General features: G+C 39.7%; 16 protein-coding genes and 1 riboswitch. Of the genes, 4 read left to right on the top strand and 12 right to left on the bottom strand.

The annotated features are described in order from the left end of the window. Positions 1-154: 154 nt before the first annotated feature. The 4 genes from V7654_RS18080 to V7654_RS18065 all read right to left on the bottom strand — a co-directional run bounded on the left by V7654_RS18080 (position 155) and on the right by V7654_RS18065 (position 5,208). Positions 155-1,042, bottom strand: coding sequence for a helix-turn-helix domain-containing protein (locus tag V7654_RS18080; RefSeq protein WP_335432116.1), 888 nt, complete (start codon positions 1,040-1,042; stop codon positions 155-157). A gap of 280 nt (positions 1,043-1,322) precedes the next feature. After that, on the bottom strand, positions 1,323-2,576 hold the full coding sequence (locus V7654_RS18075; protein ID WP_335432115.1) for a Ger(x)C family spore germination protein: 1,254 nt from the start codon (positions 2,574-2,576) through the stop codon (positions 1,323-1,325). Then, positions 2,551-3,660 (bottom strand): GerAB/ArcD/ProY family transporter, encoded by a 1,110-nt coding sequence (locus tag V7654_RS18070; RefSeq protein WP_335432113.1) that lies wholly within the window; start codon positions 3,658-3,660, stop codon positions 2,551-2,553. Before V7654_RS18070 ends, V7654_RS18075 begins: the two co-directional genes overlap by 26 nt. Before the next feature lie 3 nt (positions 3,661-3,663). Next, the gene (locus tag V7654_RS18065) at positions 3,664-5,208 is read right to left on the bottom strand and encodes a spore germination protein (RefSeq protein WP_335432111.1); all 1,545 of its coding nucleotides are present in this window, start codon (positions 5,206-5,208) and stop codon (positions 3,664-3,666) included. A gap of 1 nt (position 5,209) precedes the next feature. Between V7654_RS18065 and V7654_RS18060 the strand changes: the two genes are divergently transcribed. Beyond that, entirely contained in the window at positions 5,210-5,485 is a 276-nt protein-coding gene (locus tag V7654_RS18060) for a hypothetical protein (protein ID WP_335432110.1), read from the top strand. Between the two features lie 121 nt (positions 5,486-5,606). On the opposite strand, the gene V7654_RS18055 is transcribed toward V7654_RS18060, so the two are convergent. Continuing rightward, positions 5,607-6,194: a DedA family protein gene (locus V7654_RS18055; RefSeq protein WP_335432108.1), complete on the bottom strand. Its 588-nt coding sequence runs from the start codon at positions 6,192-6,194 to the stop codon at positions 5,607-5,609. 365 nt (positions 6,195-6,559) lie between these two features. Between V7654_RS18055 and V7654_RS18050 the strand changes: the two genes are divergently transcribed. Further along, the gene (locus V7654_RS18050; protein WP_335432106.1) at positions 6,560-7,966 is read left to right on the top strand and encodes an amino acid permease; all 1,407 of its coding nucleotides are present in this window, start codon (positions 6,560-6,562) and stop codon (positions 7,964-7,966) included. 66 nt (positions 7,967-8,032) lie between these two features. Here V7654_RS18050 and V7654_RS18045 read toward each other — a convergent pair whose 3' ends face one another. Next, positions 8,033-8,239: a hypothetical protein gene (locus tag V7654_RS18045; protein ID WP_335432104.1), complete on the bottom strand. Its 207-nt coding sequence runs from the start codon at positions 8,237-8,239 to the stop codon at positions 8,033-8,035. Positions 8,240-8,454: 215 nt separating this feature from the next. Between V7654_RS18045 and V7654_RS18040 the strand changes: the two genes are divergently transcribed. Further along, entirely contained in the window at positions 8,455-9,441 is a 987-nt protein-coding gene (locus tag V7654_RS18040; RefSeq protein WP_335432102.1) for a potassium channel family protein, read from the top strand. Here the strand turns inward: V7654_RS18040 and V7654_RS18035 are convergent. The 5 genes from V7654_RS18035 to V7654_RS18015 form a co-directional block, all read right to left on the bottom strand. Next, positions 9,438-9,845 (bottom strand): YugN-like family protein, encoded by a 408-nt coding sequence (locus V7654_RS18035; RefSeq protein WP_335432100.1) that lies wholly within the window; start codon positions 9,843-9,845, stop codon positions 9,438-9,440. The genes V7654_RS18040 and V7654_RS18035 overlap by 4 nt on opposite strands. A 307-nt stretch (positions 9,846-10,152) precedes the next feature. Continuing rightward, positions 10,153-11,499 (bottom strand): glucose-6-phosphate isomerase, encoded by a 1,347-nt coding sequence (locus V7654_RS18030; RefSeq protein ID WP_335432098.1) that lies wholly within the window; start codon positions 11,497-11,499, stop codon positions 10,153-10,155. A gap of 197 nt (positions 11,500-11,696) precedes the next feature. Next, positions 11,697-12,359 carry a class D sortase gene (locus V7654_RS18025; RefSeq protein ID WP_335432296.1) on the bottom strand — a complete coding sequence of 221 codons (663 nt, stop codon included), beginning with the start codon at positions 12,357-12,359 and terminating at the stop codon, positions 11,697-11,699. 59 nt (positions 12,360-12,418) lie between these two features. Continuing rightward, positions 12,419-13,921 (bottom strand): LPXTG cell wall anchor domain-containing protein, encoded by a 1,503-nt coding sequence (locus V7654_RS18020; RefSeq protein WP_335432096.1) that lies wholly within the window; start codon positions 13,919-13,921, stop codon positions 12,419-12,421. A gap of 153 nt (positions 13,922-14,074) precedes the next feature. Continuing rightward, positions 14,075-14,167, bottom strand: a riboswitch (cyclic di-GMP riboswitch). A 249-nt stretch (positions 14,168-14,416) separates the two neighbouring features. Further along, positions 14,417-15,580, bottom strand: coding sequence for an iron-containing alcohol dehydrogenase (locus V7654_RS18015; RefSeq protein WP_335432094.1), 1,164 nt, complete (start codon positions 15,578-15,580; stop codon positions 14,417-14,419). 200 nt (positions 15,581-15,780) lie between these two features. Here V7654_RS18015 and V7654_RS18010 point away from each other — a divergent pair, with 200 nt between their 5' ends. Beyond that, entirely contained in the window at positions 15,781-16,014 is a 234-nt protein-coding gene (locus tag V7654_RS18010) for a DUF378 domain-containing protein (protein WP_335432092.1), read from the top strand. Between the two features lie 44 nt (positions 16,015-16,058). Here the strand turns inward: V7654_RS18010 and V7654_RS18005 are convergent, their stop codons facing one another. Further along, a complete protein-coding gene (locus V7654_RS18005; protein WP_335432090.1) occupies positions 16,059-17,255 on the bottom strand; it encodes an ornithine--oxo-acid transaminase in 1,197 nt (398 codons plus the stop codon). Positions 17,256-17,557 lie beyond the last annotated feature (302 nt).

Here is a 17,557-nt window from a genome sequence, read left to right as displayed (position 1 = left end):
AATGCTGTGACGGAAGGTCCGCAATGTAGATGGAACTCACGCCAAAGCCTCCAAGAAAGCTTGCTGCAATCACCGAAACCAAGATAGCTTTTTTCATTTTTAATCCTCCTTTTCTCTGATGAGTATTTGTTTAAGTTGTTAAACTTAAAACCGTTTAGCAGTATTTTAGTAATTTTTCCATTTCCGTTATTACTAAACTAGCAAACTTCTCATTTTGCTGAAGTCTGAAAATCGTAATGGCTTTTTCAAGATTTTCTTTTCCCTCTGATAATTTACCCAATTTTATGTAATTCATGCCTGTTTGGTAATGGAATTCACCAAATAAATACATATTTTCTTCATATATACAATTATCCATCCCTTTGCTGCAATAGATCAGTGAATCCTCATATTTCTCTAGCTTTGATAATGCTTGAGCCAGTCCGTAAAGAATTTTCAGCCAGATACTTGAATCAAGTACTTGTGGAAGCTCTGTTAAATTATGGAGTGCTTCCTGGAAAACTTCAACCGCTTGATCAAGATTGCCATTATCTTTTTCTACGATGGCGATACTGGTCAGGATTTCAATTTCACGCTCCGTAAGGTTTTTTTTCTCTGGATTCGTTAAAGTTAAAGCTTCGTACAGTATAGCCACTGATTTATTTTTGTCTTCCTCAAGATAATTGGTGCAGATACCCTCATGCCACATTAAAAATTGCCGGAATGAGGTATGCTTGAACAACGGGTTATCTTTCTCCTTTTTAAGGATTTCATTGATAGCTGCATAATCCCGCTCTCTTTTATATTTATTAATTAATTGCATCACCGCGTATGCATTGTTATATGTATCAGTGGAAGCGATGTCAAAAAAGTGGTTAAGATCCACATTGAGTTTTAGTGCAATTTTATAGAGTTGGTCAATCGTTGGATATTTCTCTTCTTTTTCAAATTGAACCATATCCTCTTCAGAACAAATGCCCTCAGCTAATTCAGGTAATGTATATCCTTTATAAACTCTTAATGATTTAAGAATTTCTCCGAAGTTATATCCAACCAGGCTCATACCTACACCCCATTTAATAAAAATTAATTATCTTTATATTATCACAATGTTAGAAATTTTTAAAAATACGATTAAAAAAACCAGGATGGGGATAATCAGTAACCCTTCCTGGTTGAAATATTATTTTATATACGTAAAATAAGGCAGTACGAGACATCCGATTGATAGCATGATCACAACAATAGACCCTGGCTTATTTTTTTGTTTCCACAATGTCACCGCAAACAAAATGGAATAAAAACAAATCAGAGTGATACATCCCCAAATGAGAAAGATCATTTTAATCCCTCACTTCTTTAAGCTTAGGAAGTTTGGTCTGCCGGCCAAATTCGCCAAAACGGACATCCACTTTCACTTTAACAACAGCTTCTGGATAGGATTTCATCCAATCAAAATCCCGGAATTCCGGAAGTGATCCAAACTCCCTCCTGATTGGAACAGATAAATGGAAGGTTTCGCCTTTGAATTCTTCCTGAGTCCGGGTAATATATTCACTCATCTTACTTTCAATTCGCTTCGTGATAAAACTCTGTAATTCCATCACTTTTCCTTTATTCTTGGCATAATTGACCATACTGGGATCACTTAAAATTTCTATGAATAATGGCACCTGAATTACAATTTCAGGTCTGCCATATTTATTTTTAAAGGTGTAACTATTTTTTCTTTTCTGGGAAATTCTCACTGAAATTCGATATGTTTCATTGAAGGGATCTTGAAAATTTGTCATGATATCTTCCGTATCCCATGTATTGTCCAATAAACTTGAAATTCTCGTTTCCTCTCCGGTAATTTTACCTATCATGATGCCTTCTTTAAAGACAGCTGAGCCGATGAATTGGGCATTACTGGTTGTACCACCTGCATGAACCTCCCCGGCCATTAGATCATCCTCAGACATCTTCATTTGCGATTCCTCTTTTTCCGTTGTCGCATAAATGGCGAGAAATAGATCTGCATCACTCTCTGTAATACTATAAAAACTATTAAGATCTGTGTCAGGAATCATTCCTGTTTCCTGTCCTCTTTCAATCATTAATTCATAAAATTTATGCGGACGGCTTTCAATCTTTGGTTCGTTCGTTAATATAAATTTTTCCGCCTTCTCCTTTGAAACGATTAACTTTGCACTTCTTTTAATTTCCCGGTCCTTCGCTGCACCATATATCCATCTTATAAAATTTGGATTTTCTGCAAAGTCCTCCGATACAATGATCACTTGCAGCAAGTCATATGAAATCTCTCTTGCAACGATTGCATTGGCCGTATTCCTGGATGATATGAAATCGTCTGCAATCAATGAAACGATCTCCTTGGTTGGTTCATTAGTGCCCCCGCCTGATTGCTGGGATCCCACTTCAGGATTCGCAATTAAGTAAGTCACCTTTACCTTGCCTTCTTGCTCTACTTTATCAAGCCCGATCCCTATAACATATGCCTTCTGGTCTAATTCCTTTTGGTCCCAACAGCCAGCAAGAATAGTGATTAGCACGCAAATAATTAGGAGCTTAACCGAATTCTTTAACATTTTCATTCTTAAAATCTCCCCGTATTTTTGCTATAAGCCACATAAGCGGAGGCAAGACCATAAAGGCAGGACTAAGCAACAATAAGTTATTTTGTCTCAGCGTATAGAGAACAATCGAAGGGCTTTCAGGTGCGTAGCCAATTAAAACAATAATGGCTGTGAGAAGAGGAATTAAATATTCAAATTCTTTTATTTTTAGAATTCCCCCGAGCAAAATAGCACTTAAATAAAGGTAGAATGAAAACCTTATAAAAGTAGCAACAAGCCAAAATGGAAAAAATAAAGTCTCAACATTAGCCAAGAAACCAATCCGGATGTACCGAATCGTTTCATGGAATGGATAGCTAAGCATTTCTGCAGTAGTGTAATCAAATAACATAATAAACGCCACTAATGCTAAGCTGATTTCGATGGTTACAACTAGAAGCGCAATAAGCGTTCCTTTTTTAAAATCCTTAAATGTAGTGACCAGCGGTGCGATAAGCCCCAAAAAGAAAAAGTCTGCGAAAATAGATACATTTTTAGCAGAAGCTTTCAGGATTCCAAGCTTCCCCTCACCCCAAAGAGGGAATAAATATCCTTTATTTCCTTCTCTGAATGTGAATATCAATGCAACAAATAATGTTAATTTTAGATAGGGCAATAACAGCCAGGATACTGCACCAATTTGTTCAATTCCACGTTTTGCTCCATAGGCACAAACAGTCATCAAGACCGCATAAATGACTATTGATGGTGTCTTTGTAAAATACATCGTTCCTATGATATCTACATACATAGCTGAGTCAATGGTCAAAGCTGCTACGCCGCCTAATAATAGAAAAATTGAAATGAAGTTACCCAAGAATTTGCCAAATAGATGAATGATAACCTCATGCAGGTTTTTATCTTTATGTGCTGAGAAAACCTTAATTAAAAAGAATACAGGAATCAATGATGCAAAGCCGATCAAAAGCGTAGCGATCCAGCCAGCATTTTTTGCATTTTCATAAATAATGGCCGGGGTATCATCACTTAATTTGGTACCAAGTGTAAGAAGAATGATCGCAGTATATTCCTTTATTCCAATTTTTCCCTTGTTCTGCTTCATGATTTACGCCTCATCGCTCTTTTTTTGCATATCAGTTGGCTTCAAAAATCCCGGCCTTAATTTTTCATTTTTGATTATTTTGCGAAAAATAGTATCCTTGGAAGATTTATAACTTGGAGACATCGGTGCAAGATAAGGGACACCAAATGACTTCAGCGAAACCATATAGAATAAACCGGCAACAAAAGTGGCTGTCATCCCGTAAATTCCGAGCATGGCTGCACTCAAGATGAATATAAAACGGATTAACCTTACTGCGAAATTCAAACTTATATCGCTTACGGCAAAAGAACTGAGGCCGCCTAGTGCGACTACAATAATCACGATTGGGCTGATAATATTAGCTTGAACCGCTGCCTGTCCGAGAATGAGTGCTCCTACAATTCCAATGGTCGGACCGATCGGACTTGGTACACGAAGTCCTGCCTCCCTAATCAGCTCAAATGCTGCTTCCATAATCAGGATCTCAATAACTGCCGGAAATGGTACCTTCTCGCGGGAGGAAGCAATTGCGAGCAATAAGTCAGGTGGAATCATTTCGGCATGGTACGTGGTAATAGCCACATAGATGGCAGATGTAAAGAGCGTTATGAACATGGCTACCATTCTTAAGGCCCTTGTAAAATTGGCATATGCAAACCGCAGATAGTGATCTTCCGGGCTGTGGAAAAAAGACCAAAAGGTGGCCGGCAATATTAAACTGTCTGGAGAATTATCCATTAATAGGACGATATAGCCATCCTCCAAAAAAGACGTTGCTCGGTCTGGCCTTTCACTGGAGAGGATACTCGGGAATAAAGAATAGCTGCGCTCCTCGATATATTCCTCAAGCAGTGACAGGTTTTGAATCGAGTTAACATCCAGTCTGCCCAGCCTTTTCTTGATGTTGCTGACAAGCTTTTCATTTGCCAGGCCGCGTATGTATACAATAAATACATCATTATGAGAGCGCTGGGAGATTTCAATAGCCTCAACGATCAGGTTCTCATTCCTGATTTTTTTCCTGAGCAGCGATATATTTGTGACTGCCTTTTCAATGAATGATTCCTTTGGTCCCTTGATCAGGATTTCATTATCAGGCTTCTCGATCGCCCTGCTTTGGAAATCTGGACAATCCATGACATAAGCCTTGGCTTCCCCATCTATGAGAAGAATCGCATTCCCCTTATTAATATCTTTCACTGCATCTTTGAAATAAAAGATATCATGTACCATTTGCACCGATACGATATCCTTTACCTGCTTATTTCCAGATGTATTTTCAGTTAACGGCTTAAGGATGTGTTCTTCAATACTTTTTATATCTGTAATTGTGCTGATAAACATAATCGCAGCCTGTTTATTCAAGCCTTCTAGATACAACTCTCTTAGCTTTACATCCTTGTTATCAGGTATGCTGTAGAGCTTTTTTAAAATAGTCAAATTTGCTTGGAGGTCATCGCTCAATCCTTTTTCTTTAAGCTCTGATTGCTCTCCCTCCACTTGTTTTCCAGGGGGAGTTTTTTTATTTTGCTGCTTTTTAAACAGCTTAAGCATATCCATTAACATATTGAATCTTCTCCCCGCCGGTTTGGAACTGCATTTCCTGTTCTTAACATTTGCTATTCTGCTAATTTTTATTAGGAGGTGGAGAAATTATATCGTCACTTCATTATCTTTTTGCGTAAGCTATGTTGAAGATGGCTGTGGTTTCCAAATTTACTCAACCGGTGAAATATTTGAGTCAACCGGTGAAATATTTGAGTCAATCGGTGAAATACTTGGCTCAACTGGTGAATTAATTAATCTAACTGGTGAATTACCGTTTTCAGCTGAAAAAAGTTAAATCAACGTACAAAAAACTTGCTCAACTTCATGAAGAATTTCACTGGAAATTGAAAAAAAGTCATTTAAACAAAAAAAACAGCCCAGGATCTGATCCTGAGCTTTAAAAAGTAGTTCGATTCTTATCGTTTTTTTCTTTTCGTCCAAATAAAATAGATCATTCCGGCGATCACGGCGATCACAGCTACCGGAATGATATATGGCCTTGCCACATCTTTTATGCCTGCCCAATTTTCGCCGAGGGCCATTCCAAGGTAAAGAAAGAAAATAGTCCATGGAATGATTGCGGCAATTGTGTATAAAGTGAATTTGATAAAGGGCATTCTTGCAATTCCTGCTGGAATCGAAATCGCATGTCTTACTACTGGAATAAATCTAGCAGAAAAGATCACGCCAGGACCATATTTTTTGAACCACTGTTCGGACAAATCGATATGGTGTTTATTAATCAGCAAGTATTTGCCGTACTTTTCAAGCACCGGCCTTCCGCCATAATATCCAAGCCAATATAAAAACAGCTGGGCGATTGTTCCCCCAATCGTTCCTGCGATAACTGCTCCGGCGAAACCAATGGTTCCTTGAGAAATCATGTATCCCCCATAACCAAGAACGATTTCACTTGGGATCACTTCAAGCATCAAGCCCAGGGCAATCCCGAGGTATCCCAAGCTAGACAGCCAGTCCAATACATTTAATATAAAATCCTGCACTTAAGTACCCACTCCAATCTTTTACCTGACTTGTTTCATTATAGTTCTTCAAGGTTCTGTTCGTAAACTTTGGATTTATTTTGGCATAGCAAAAAGCTCCATCCAAATTTTCACTGAATTCATTTTAAAAATACCTGCCCTTATAGATCAATTTTATTAAAGAGATATTTAGATATGATTCATACTCTTCAAGGTCTTATCTCCTAAGTTAATTTGAAAGCGACAGCACACCTGAATTTGGTGTGTTATTTTTGTGTGTTTTAAGCACAATATAAAAGATACCCTTTTCATTTAAGCATTATAGTCAATGGATTATATATACCCTTTTATCTGAGCATAATAGAACTGTAAGGGAGTAGATCGTGATGGGTCAATCGAATAAATTAGGTGTCTGGATTTTAACTGCCCTTGTTGTAGGCAATATGGTAGGCTCGGGAATTTTCATGATTCCTCGTTCCCTATCTGAAGCAGCAAGTCCGCTCGGTGTTTTATTGGGGTGGCTGCTGACTGGATTTGGTGTATTGATGACTGCTCTGGTATTTGGAAATCTGGCATTGAGAAAGCCTGAACTGACTGGCGGGCCTCAGATTTATGCAAAAGAATTATTCCGTCCCAGATCACATGCTGGAACACTTTCGGGCTTCATGGCTTCATGGGGCTACTGGATTGGCAATTTAGCTGGAAATATTGCCATCATCACAACATTTGCGAGCTATCTGTCTACATTCTTCCCTATTTTAACAAGCCAATCAGAACTCTTCATAATTGGCAACACAGTGATTAGAACCGGAAATCTAATGACCTTTATTGTATGTACACTTCTTTTATGGGGAACTCATTTTATCATTTTAGGTGGAATGGAACAGGCTGGAAAAATAAATTTCTTAGCCACCGCAGCAAAAGTAATAGGTTTCTTTCTATTTATCATTATAGGCTTGTTTGCATTTCAAAAAGCAAACATCCTGCCATTCTCTGCTCCCCGTTTTGACGAAGCTGGCAATTCAATCGGATTGTATAGGCAAATCAACAATGCCGCAATCACCACTCTCTGGGCTTTTATCGGGGTGGAATCTGCTGTAGTTTTCGCTTCAAGGGCGAGACGTCCGGTAGATGTCAAACGGGCAACCGTTCTCGGATTATTGATTGCCTTAGTCATTTACATTGGAATAAGCATGCTTGTAATGGGGATGCTTGACCAAAAATCTTTGATTGCATCTGAAAAGCCATTGATCGATGCGATTGAAACTGTCCTCGGACCAATTGGAGGTCAAATTCTAGCCATACTTGGATTGATCAGCTTATTTGGTTCTACGATTGGCTGGGTATGGTTAAGTGCCGAGGTTCCCTACCAGGCTGCCAGACAAGGTCTTTTCCTGCCATCATTCTTGAAGGAAAATAAAAAAGGACTTCCGGTTTTTTCTTTAATTGTAACGAACATTTTGGGTCAGCTATTTGTTTTTTCGACCATTTCAAACTCCATTGCAAATGCATTTGACTTTATTATTTTTATTGCAACATTGTCCTATTTAGTCCCTTATTTTATCTCTTCTGTTTTCCAATTAAAGCTTGTACTCACTGGAGAAACGTATTCTAATATGAAATCAAGAGTGGTGGATGGAGTGATTGCAGCGATTTCGACTCTGTACTCCATCTGGGTCATTATTGCAGGTACCTCGGATCTTAAAACATTTACCTTCGGAGTTATCCTCCTTGCCAGCGGGATTATCTTTTACGGCAGGGTGGCACCACAGAGGTTGAAAGGAACAACTTAACAAAATCTTTGATACTAAAAGAAGAGAAAGAACCTGCTAATTATGAGGCAGGTTCTTTTTCTATTATTAGAACCAGCCGCCCCTTAACAGGACTTTAATTCCAATGAATATGATTAAGAATGCAAAAATAACGATGACAACTATTCCTACGATTTGTAAAAAAGATAAGCCCAAAAATGCCACCCACGCTAGAGCCCCTACTCTGTAAAGCGCATACCCTGCTAAAATAACAGCCAGGAAAAGCCAAACATATGAATTTGATCCTATCGACATATCATTATCCCTCCTTTACTTTACATCATATGTCAGAAGGAAGAATTGGTACGGGCTACTGCACATTTTAAGTAAAGCAGCGTTTTAAAAACGGATGCTAGGCCGAAAATAGTAATACATTATTTCACATCAAAGCTGTTTTTGAACTAGTGAATAAGGGAAAAGTAATGAATATTTTCTTACATATGAAGATCAAGATTTTAGGGGGAGTTAACTTGACGAACCAGATGTATATTCGTTTCATTCGTCTGCCGATTTTAACAAGGTTTTTAATGATTGCCGCTTTCATTATTTTTATTTTTGGTGCAATCATCCACCTCATTGAACCACAGAGTTTCCCCACTATTTTTGATGGGATTTGGTGGGCAATCATTACCGCATCAACTGTAGGCTACGGGGATTTTTATCCATCGACTTTTCTGGGGCGTATTACTGGCATACTCCTGTTGCTGGTTGGGACAGGCTTTTTGTCATCTTATTTCATCCATCTTTCAGCCGCTACCGTTACAAAACAGAACCAATATCTTAAAGGAAATGTTATTTTCAAAGGGGCTGGCCATGTCATCATTATTGGCTGGAACGAAAGGTCGCGGTCAATTATTCGGTCTATGTCTGAATCCAAGGTGCAGATTATTTTAATTGATGAATCATTAAAGTCTAATCCTATCAGCGAAGAGAATGTTCATTTTATTAAAGGCAGAGCTAACAGTGACGATACATTATTAAGGGCTAAGATTCAAACAGCAAGAAAGGTGATTATTACTGCTGATCAGAACCTGGATGAATTGCACGCAGACATGCACACTGTGCTGACTCTACTAGCAATAAAAGGACTCAACCCTGAAATTTACTGTATCGCTGAAATATTGACAAGCGAGCAGATCAATAATGCGCGCAGAGCGGGAGCAGATGAACTGATTCAAACTAACTCTTTAACTAGTGCTGTCATTTTAAACAGCATCTATACAGAAGGACATGTTAATTCACTGCTTGATTTTCTTGGAGAACTCAATGGCAAGCACCTTTCCTATCTACCGGCTGAAAGCAGAACGATCGGCAAGAGTTTCATCGAGGCAAGCACGATGCTATTAGCCCAGAATGTAATTTTGCTTGGAATTAAAAAAGGGGATGACATCATTGTCAACCCCAACAATCATATTAAAATTGACCAAAACGACATGCTGTTAACAATCACCAATTAGTGGTTCAAAATTGAAGATTCGACTTCATGGACAAGCGATTTCCCGACTTCAATATATTTTTCTGGAAAGCTTGCATCCTTGTCCACAGGTTCCTGGAACTGGTTGAATGTAGCACTCGCATTCCCAATATTGGCATGGTCGTCAATTCCTCGCTGGTACTTATGTGAAAGAAGCATTGGCCGCTGCAATTGAACCGTACAGCCTCTAGAGTCAAGCTGGCCATCAATTGCTTTAAACGGAAGCCTCAAGAATTGATAACCGACTTCGTCATCAATTTTATAATCAAAGGCTCCATGGTCATAATCCCAGTTCCCGCCAATTGTGTAACCAAGAGGTTTAAGCATCTGTTCCAGTTTAAAAAGGTCAAAGTGTTTGCCTTCAAGTTCAGATGGAATTTCAATCACTGGATGTTCCGCCTTTCTGTGCATTTTAAGGTTAGTTTTAACCAAAAGGGAGTATTTCATTATGGTTTATTGAATAGACTTTTTTTGCTAAGGCTGTTTTCGTAAAATGTGTTGCTTTTTATAAGTTGATTTCAAACACTCCATATAAACAACAATATTTTAGACAAAAGCCTTTGGGAAAATTTTTTGCTGCTTGGCAGTAAATACAACATTCATAAATTTTGAATAGCAAGAAACTGCTATACAAACCTGCTGATTACCATAAAAAAAGGAGTACCTCCAAATGGGGTACTCCTTTTCATGATTATTAAAGGCGCTTTTCGAGTTCTGCTTTCTTTTCCTCGAAGCCTGGTTTGCCAAGCAATGCGAACATATTTACTTTGTATGCTTCAACACCTGGCTGGTCGAATGGATTTACTCCCAGAAGGTAGCCGCTCATTGCGCAAGCTTTTTCAAAGAAGTAAACAAGGTAGCCAAATGTGTACTCATCCAGCTGTGGAATTGTAAGGACAAGGTTTGGAACGCCGCCGTCAGTATGAGCTAGCATTGTACCTTCAAATGCCTTGTTATTTACAAAATCAACTGTTTTGCCAGCAAGGTAGTTCAAACCGTCAAGATCGCTTTCAGCTTCTTCAATCACCATTTCATGGCGAGGCTTTTCGACCTTGATGATTGTTTCAAACAAGTCGCGTCGGCCTTCTTGCACATACTGTCCAAGAGAGTGAAGATCAGTTGAGAAGTTTGCTGAAGAAGGATAAATTCCCTTTTGATCCTTCCCTTCACTTTCGCCGAACAGCTGCTTCCACCATTCAGAGAAGTACTGAAGTGATGGCTCATAGTTGATCAGCATTTCGATTGTTTTGCCTTTATTGTAAAGAGCGTTGCGGACTGCAGCGTACTGGTAAGCAGCATTTTCTTCAAGTTCAGACTTGCTGAAGTCGTCCATTGCCTGTGCTGCACCCTTCATCATCGCTTCGATGTCTGAACCGCTGACAGCGATTGGCAGCAAGCCTACTGCAGTCAATACAGAATAACGTCCGCCGACATCATCAGCAATCACAAATGATTCATAGCCTTCTTCGTCAGCAAGAGTTTTCAATGCACCACGCGCTTTATCTGTTGTCGCGTAGATCCGTTTGCGAGCTTCTTCCACACCGTATTTTTCTTCAAGAAGCTTACGGAAAATACGGAATGCAATCGCAGGCTCAGTTGTTGTTCCAGACTTGGAGATGACATTGATAGAGAAGTCTTTTCCTTCTAAAAGATCCATCACGTCTGTCATATAGCTGGAGCTGATATTATTGCCGATAAAAATAATTTGCGGAGTCTTCCTTTTTTCTTTTGAAAGAGCGTTATAGAAGCTGTGCTGCAAAAATTCAAGTGCCGCACGTGCACCTAAGTAAGAGCCGCCGATACCAACAACAAGCAATACATCAGAATCGCTTTTGATTTTTTCAGCAGACTTCTGAATGCGTGAGAATTCTTCTTTATCATAGTTCACAGGCAGGTCGATCCAGCCTAAAAAATCACTGCCCGCACCCGTTTTTTCGTGCAATGAATGATGGGCTACTTTTACAAAATCCCTTAAATATGTAACTTCGTGTTCACCAAAAAAGCTTAGCGCCTTTGAGTAATCAAAACGAACATGTGTCATGTCTGATCCTCCATTTAATTGTATTCTCTACCACTTTAACGAAAGCTCCACCAAGAATCAAGAATCACACTATTGTGTAAGCGTGTCCAATTGTGAAATATTTTTTAAAACTTCATGACTTCGTTATTTTTTTCCTTGTTGATTGTTTTTAAACCCCTGAAAAAACAATAGTCCGGGAAGTCACCCGGACATGTAGATTAAGGCATTTTCGCTTTGATAATTAACCTGTGCGTAGCCGTATCAATCGGCGTGCAGGTAATAAGAGTCAGTGTTTTTTCATCATTGCTGCCCCTGAGCACAGATACGTCATTTGGTTCGACGACTAACGTCTCGTAAACCTCATATTGATAGGTTTGGTCCTTGTCTTTTACCGTCACTAGATCCCCTGTGGAGATTTCATCAAGACGGTTGAACATTTTGCCATAGGCTCTGCTGCGATGGGCGGCAATCGCGCTATTTCCTTCAGTTCCCGGGAGTGCCGTTCCTTCCAGCAGACCAGCACCAATATCCATGTTAGCCATCGAAGCCCCGTTCAGAACAGGAAGCCTTAAATTAATTTTATCGATTTCAATAACACCAACCATTCCTGGATCCATTTTTTGTTTTTCTTCTGTTTTTTTCTCTTCTTGATTAATAATAGGATTTGCTGATTCAACAGTTTCCGCCTTCGTTTCGATGCTGAACACATCTTCCAGCTCGCCAAGGCTCTCTGCTGCATCATTTTCGTCAAGGGAGTGATTTTCCCACTGGTCAATAATTTGTTTCTGGCTGTAGGATGTATATAAATCTTTCATCGTTGGATAAAAGAAGATAGTAAACCCGGTCAGGATTAAAACTATCGAAAATACCTTTTTCACCATTTTCACCTCAGATATAAATAAAGAGAGGAATGTCTTCCCCTCTCAAGTTTTTACACAAATTAATTCTTCAATGGATTCTTGAGCCTTAGCATAACTCCACCTGCTGCAATCAAGAAGCCAAGGATATAATACAGCACCCGGCTGCTTTCACCAGTTTGCGGAAGGACATCGCCACCAACCCAACCTTGTGAATCCTTCGATACTCCAGGTGTATTTCCTGAGCCAGAGTTCTTCACAGGAACTGGTAATGCACCTTCATTATGTTCTTCACCTACTAGCTCTCCTTGCATGCTCCAATTCACTTGAAGGGTTAGAACGCCATCTTCAATCTGGACCATTTCATCAGATAATTGGGTTAAGGGGATGACCTTTGTTTGCCCATTGCTTGTTAATTCGAGTCCTCTTAGCATTTCCACTTTCGCTTCTTTTGTTAAATAGATCGTCCAAACATGATTCACAAGCTTAAATTCAATGCGTTTCCCATTCATCATAATTACTGCAGCACTGTCGATTTTGCCCTTGCTGTCATCGATCATTAAACTTAATGTCTTGAATGTGTTTTTCAGAGGCATATCACATTTTTCAAGCCAGTAGTTAATCGTTCCTTCTGCCTCGACTCCAACCTTAAGATCACTTACAGGTACAACTAGCTCACCGCCGCTGGTAAAAACAATTTTAAAAGCAGTGATGTCTTCTTTTACAAATTCTCCGCCATCCAGCAATTTAAAGAGTGGTGATTTGCCTGGATTGGTCATTTCCTTCCACTCGCCTTTAAGCTCTACAAATACTGTTGCAGCTGGGCTTGTACAGTCCTTTAAATGCAAATGAATCTGAGTACTTTTATTTGCATCCTTATCCGGTACAGTTTCCCCATTTTCGGCCAGGTCACAATTTTCCAGCCCATAGTTGATCGTTCCTTCTGCCTCGACACCCACTTTAATTTCACTAACTGGAACAACTAACTCTTCTCCACCTTCAAAAACAAGCTTAAAGGCCGTTACATCATCCTTTACAAATTCTCCTGAATCCAGCAATTTAAAGAGTGGGGAGCTTCCTGGATTGGTCATTTCCTTCCATTCCCCTTTAAGTTCAACGAAGACACTTACAGTTGGGTTTACACAATCCTTCAGGTGCAAATGGATTTGCGTACTTTTATTTGTATTCACTACTTTTTCCGATACAGATTCTACCTTCATTTTTGTATCGTTCTCATTTGATGCACTCTCAACTGTTTTAGCATTTTCATCCTTCGTTTCAGTTTTTTCTTTATTATCCGCTTGCTGAACCTGTGTAGCTTCTTTTTTTACAGCTGAACTTTTTTCAGTATTGTTGTTATTTGAATTTGCTGTTTTTTCATTTTGAACCTTTGGTTTTGACGCTTCTTTTTGAGCTTGATTATTCTTTACTTCTTTCTTTTCGGAATCAGTCTGAGATGATTCTTTGCCATTTTTCACAGCCTGATTTTCGGCATTGCCAGCTGCAAATGTCCCAGTTACAGGCAGGCTAATGAAAAACAAAAGCATGATGGATAACAGAATGGATACATGTTTAATAGCTTTCAAATGTTTAATCCCCTTTTCATAATTATTTATCTTGAATACTTGTACTTTTAAAAGACTGAATATTCAGTTATTTAATTAGATATTTCTCCTCCCTTTCGATAAAATTCTGCGATTTTTTTGACAATAAAAGCCGCCAGGACAAATTTCTCATACCATGGCGGCTGGACGATCATAGCTGCCTAATTAGGCTGCCTTAGACTCCTGGCTTTGCGTCCCAGCTTTTCAGCTGGTTTGCTATTAGCATGGATGGTGAAGACCATTTATGTAAAATATCCCTTCAGCTCCATTGTCTTACAGTTAGAGAATTACCACAGTTAACCATCTTGTTAAACATTTAGACCTATAAATTTTATTGGTAATTTTTTCTTTAGTTACATTTTTTAACCGAGAACAAGGATAATATAAGTGTTTCAAGCCTTTTTAGAGATGTGTTGTTATGTATATTTTCCTAAAAAAATGAAAAAGGACCCGGTTTGCCCGGGTCCTTTTTGACTTTTACAAAGACTTGCGATAAATTTCAACCACATCTTCGTGGGTCAATTTTGTGAAATTGCCAAATTCTCCATTTACCATTGCTTTATCTGCCATTACTTCAATCTTGCTGTCATCGATATCATAATCTGCAAGTCGGGACGGAGCACCGATGCTTGACCAGAATTCACGCAGCTTTTCGATTCCTTCAAGGCCAGCCTCTTCATCTGTCTTGCCTTCAGGATCAACGTTGAAGACCCTGACAGCCATTTTCTTGAAGCGTTCTGGTTTTACCTTCAGGTTGTGCTTCATCCAATTCGGGAACAGGATTGCAAGTCCTCCTCCATGTGGAATGTCATAAACCGCTGAAACGGCATGTTCGATGTTATGTGTAGCCCAGTCACCGCGGTAGCCCATTGATAGCATACCGTTCAATGCCATAGTGCCTGCATATAAAATAGTTGCGCGATGCTCGTAGTTTTCAAGATCTGCTAGAAGCTTTGGCGCTGTTTCCATAACAGTCAGCAGCAGGGATTCACACATGCGGTCCTGAAACTCAGTGTTTTCAGTCAAATGGAAATAGTGTTCGAAAACGTGAGACATCATATCGACGATTCCGTAGATTGTTTGGTCTCTTGGTACAGTAAATGTATTCACAGGGTCCAGGATGGAGAATCTTGGGAACGTCACCGGGCTGCCCCAGCCGTATTTTTCATTCGTTTCCCAATTCGTGATAACCGAACCTGCATTCATTTCAGAACCTGTTGCAGCAAGAGTCAACACAGTTCCGAATGGAAGTGCTTCGGATGCGAACGCCTTCTTTGTCACAAGGTCCCATGCATCGCCATCATATTTAGCACCTGCAGCGATTGCTTTTGTGCAGTCGATGACACTTCCGCCGCCTACCGCAAGCAGAAATTCAATTCCTTCTTCCTTGCAGATTTGAACGCCCTTTCGGACAGTTGATATACGCGGATTAGGCTCAACACCGGAAAGCTCAAATACTTCTGCGCTAATTTCTTTTAAATAGTTCAGGACAGAATCATAAAGCCCGTTTCTCTTTATACTTCCGCCACCATATACAAGAAGAACTTTTTTGCCATATTGAGGCACTTCATTCTTCAGTTCTGCCAGCTGGTCTTTTCCAAAAATCAATTTAGTTGGATTATAAAATGTGAAATTATCCATTTAAATCACCTTCCTTATCGCCAATTATGTTCCTTTTTCGTATGCAATGCAAAAATATTGCACTTCTTAATGTTCTCCAATGTTCTGTGAAATGTTACAGCTTTTTTTATACGAGTAATGGTTAAGTGCAGTGGGGATGAATAATAATCTTCCTGCTGAATCAACCTATATGTGAATCAATATTTTAAGGAGGAACATCCATGAGTGGTATTCAACGTATTGCATTGGTTCTTACGATTATTGGTGCTATTAACTGGGGCTTAGTCGGATTCTTCCAATTTGATCTTGTTGCAGCCATCTTCGGAGGTCAGGACTCAGCATTGGCCAGAATAGTTTATGGCTTGGTAGGACTTGCAGGTTTAATCAATCTTGGACTTCTTTTCGCTCCAAGCGAAGAAGAAGAAAGAGCAGCAGAACCAAGGGCCACAAGATAAATACAAAAAAACCCGCCGATGGGCGGGTTTTCTAGTGTATTTGATTATGATAATACCTTCTTGATCCGCTCAATCGCCCAATCAAGATCTTCCTCGCTAATAACGAGCGGAGGCGCAAAACGAATGACAGTATCATGTGTTTCTTTGCAAAGCAACCCTTCCTCTTTCAAATCCTCACAGTATTTACGTGCCGGCTCGGTCAATTCTACACCGATGAAAAGTCCCCGTCCGCGGATATCTTTTATCATAGGGTTATCGATTTCACGAAGCTTGCTGATGAAATATTCTCCAAGTTCAAGAGATCGTTCAGCCAGCTTTTCGTCGATCAGTACATCAAGTGAAGCAATTGATACCGCACAAGCCATCGGATTGCCGCCGAAAGTTGAACCATGGGAACCAGGATTGAAAACACCTAGTACATCATTGTCTGCCACAACGCAGGAAATTGGGAATACCCCTCCGCCTAGTGCCTTACCCAGGATATACATATCAGGCTCGATGCCTTCCCACTCACATGCAAACATTTTTCCTGATCTTGCAAGGCCAGCCTGGATTTCATCAGCAATAAACAACACATTTTTTTCCTTACACAAATCAAGTGCAGCACTCATGAAGCCTTCTGGCGGGATGACAATACCTGCCTCTCCCTGAATTGGTTCGATTAAAAATGCAGCAGTGTTTGGAGTGATTGCCTGCTTCAAAGCTTCAAGATCCCCATAAGGAATCAATTTGATTCCAGGCAGCATAGGTCCAAATCCTCGCTTATACTCAGCCTCTGATGAAAGCGATACCGCTGTCATTGTACGGCCATGGAAGTTGCCGATGCAGGCGATGATTTCTGCCTGATTATCAGCTACGCCTTTTACGTCATATGCCCAGCGGCGCGCGGCTTTAATCGCTGTTTCAACAGCCTCTGCTCCTGTGTTCATAGGCAGGGCCATTTCTTTATTCGTCAATTTGCATATTTTCTCATACCAAGGTCCAAGCTGGTCATTATGGAAAGCTCTTGACGTTAGCGTCACACGATCAGCCTGATCTTTAAGAGCCTGGATGATTTTTGGATGTCGATGACCCTGATTCACTGCAGAGTAAGCACTTAGCATGTCCATATATTTATTGCCTTCTGGATCCTCTACCCAAACACCCTCTGCCTTGGAAATAACGATTGGCAGCGGATGATAATTATTGGCGCCATACTTTTCTGTCTGTTCTATCAGAGAGTGTGTTTTTGTTGTAGTCATGAATCTTCCTCCGTTCCAATGAAAAATTGGTTAGACAATCATATTGTAACCTGTAGAATCATGCTAGGTAACCCCATAAAGAAAGAAAAAACGGAATTGTCGGGTTTTTCTTATAACAAGCTAGTATTCATCGTAATTTATGAGATAAATGGATAGAATGTGGATAACAATTCGACCTCTACATACTTTACTCTTAGGAGAATCCCCAGTTTGGGGCATCAAGTTTTTAAAGAGACTCTTAGTAAAAGAAAGGAATGTTTATTTTCACCTCCTATATTGTTCCAATGACCCTTATTGGAACA

Source organism: Bacillus sp. JJ1609, from assembly GCF_036967045.1.
Lineage (GTDB): Bacteria > Bacillota > Bacilli > Bacillales > Cytobacillaceae > Mesobacillus.
Note: the sequence above shows the minus strand (reverse complement) of the source record. Positions and strands in the feature narration are given on the sequence as shown.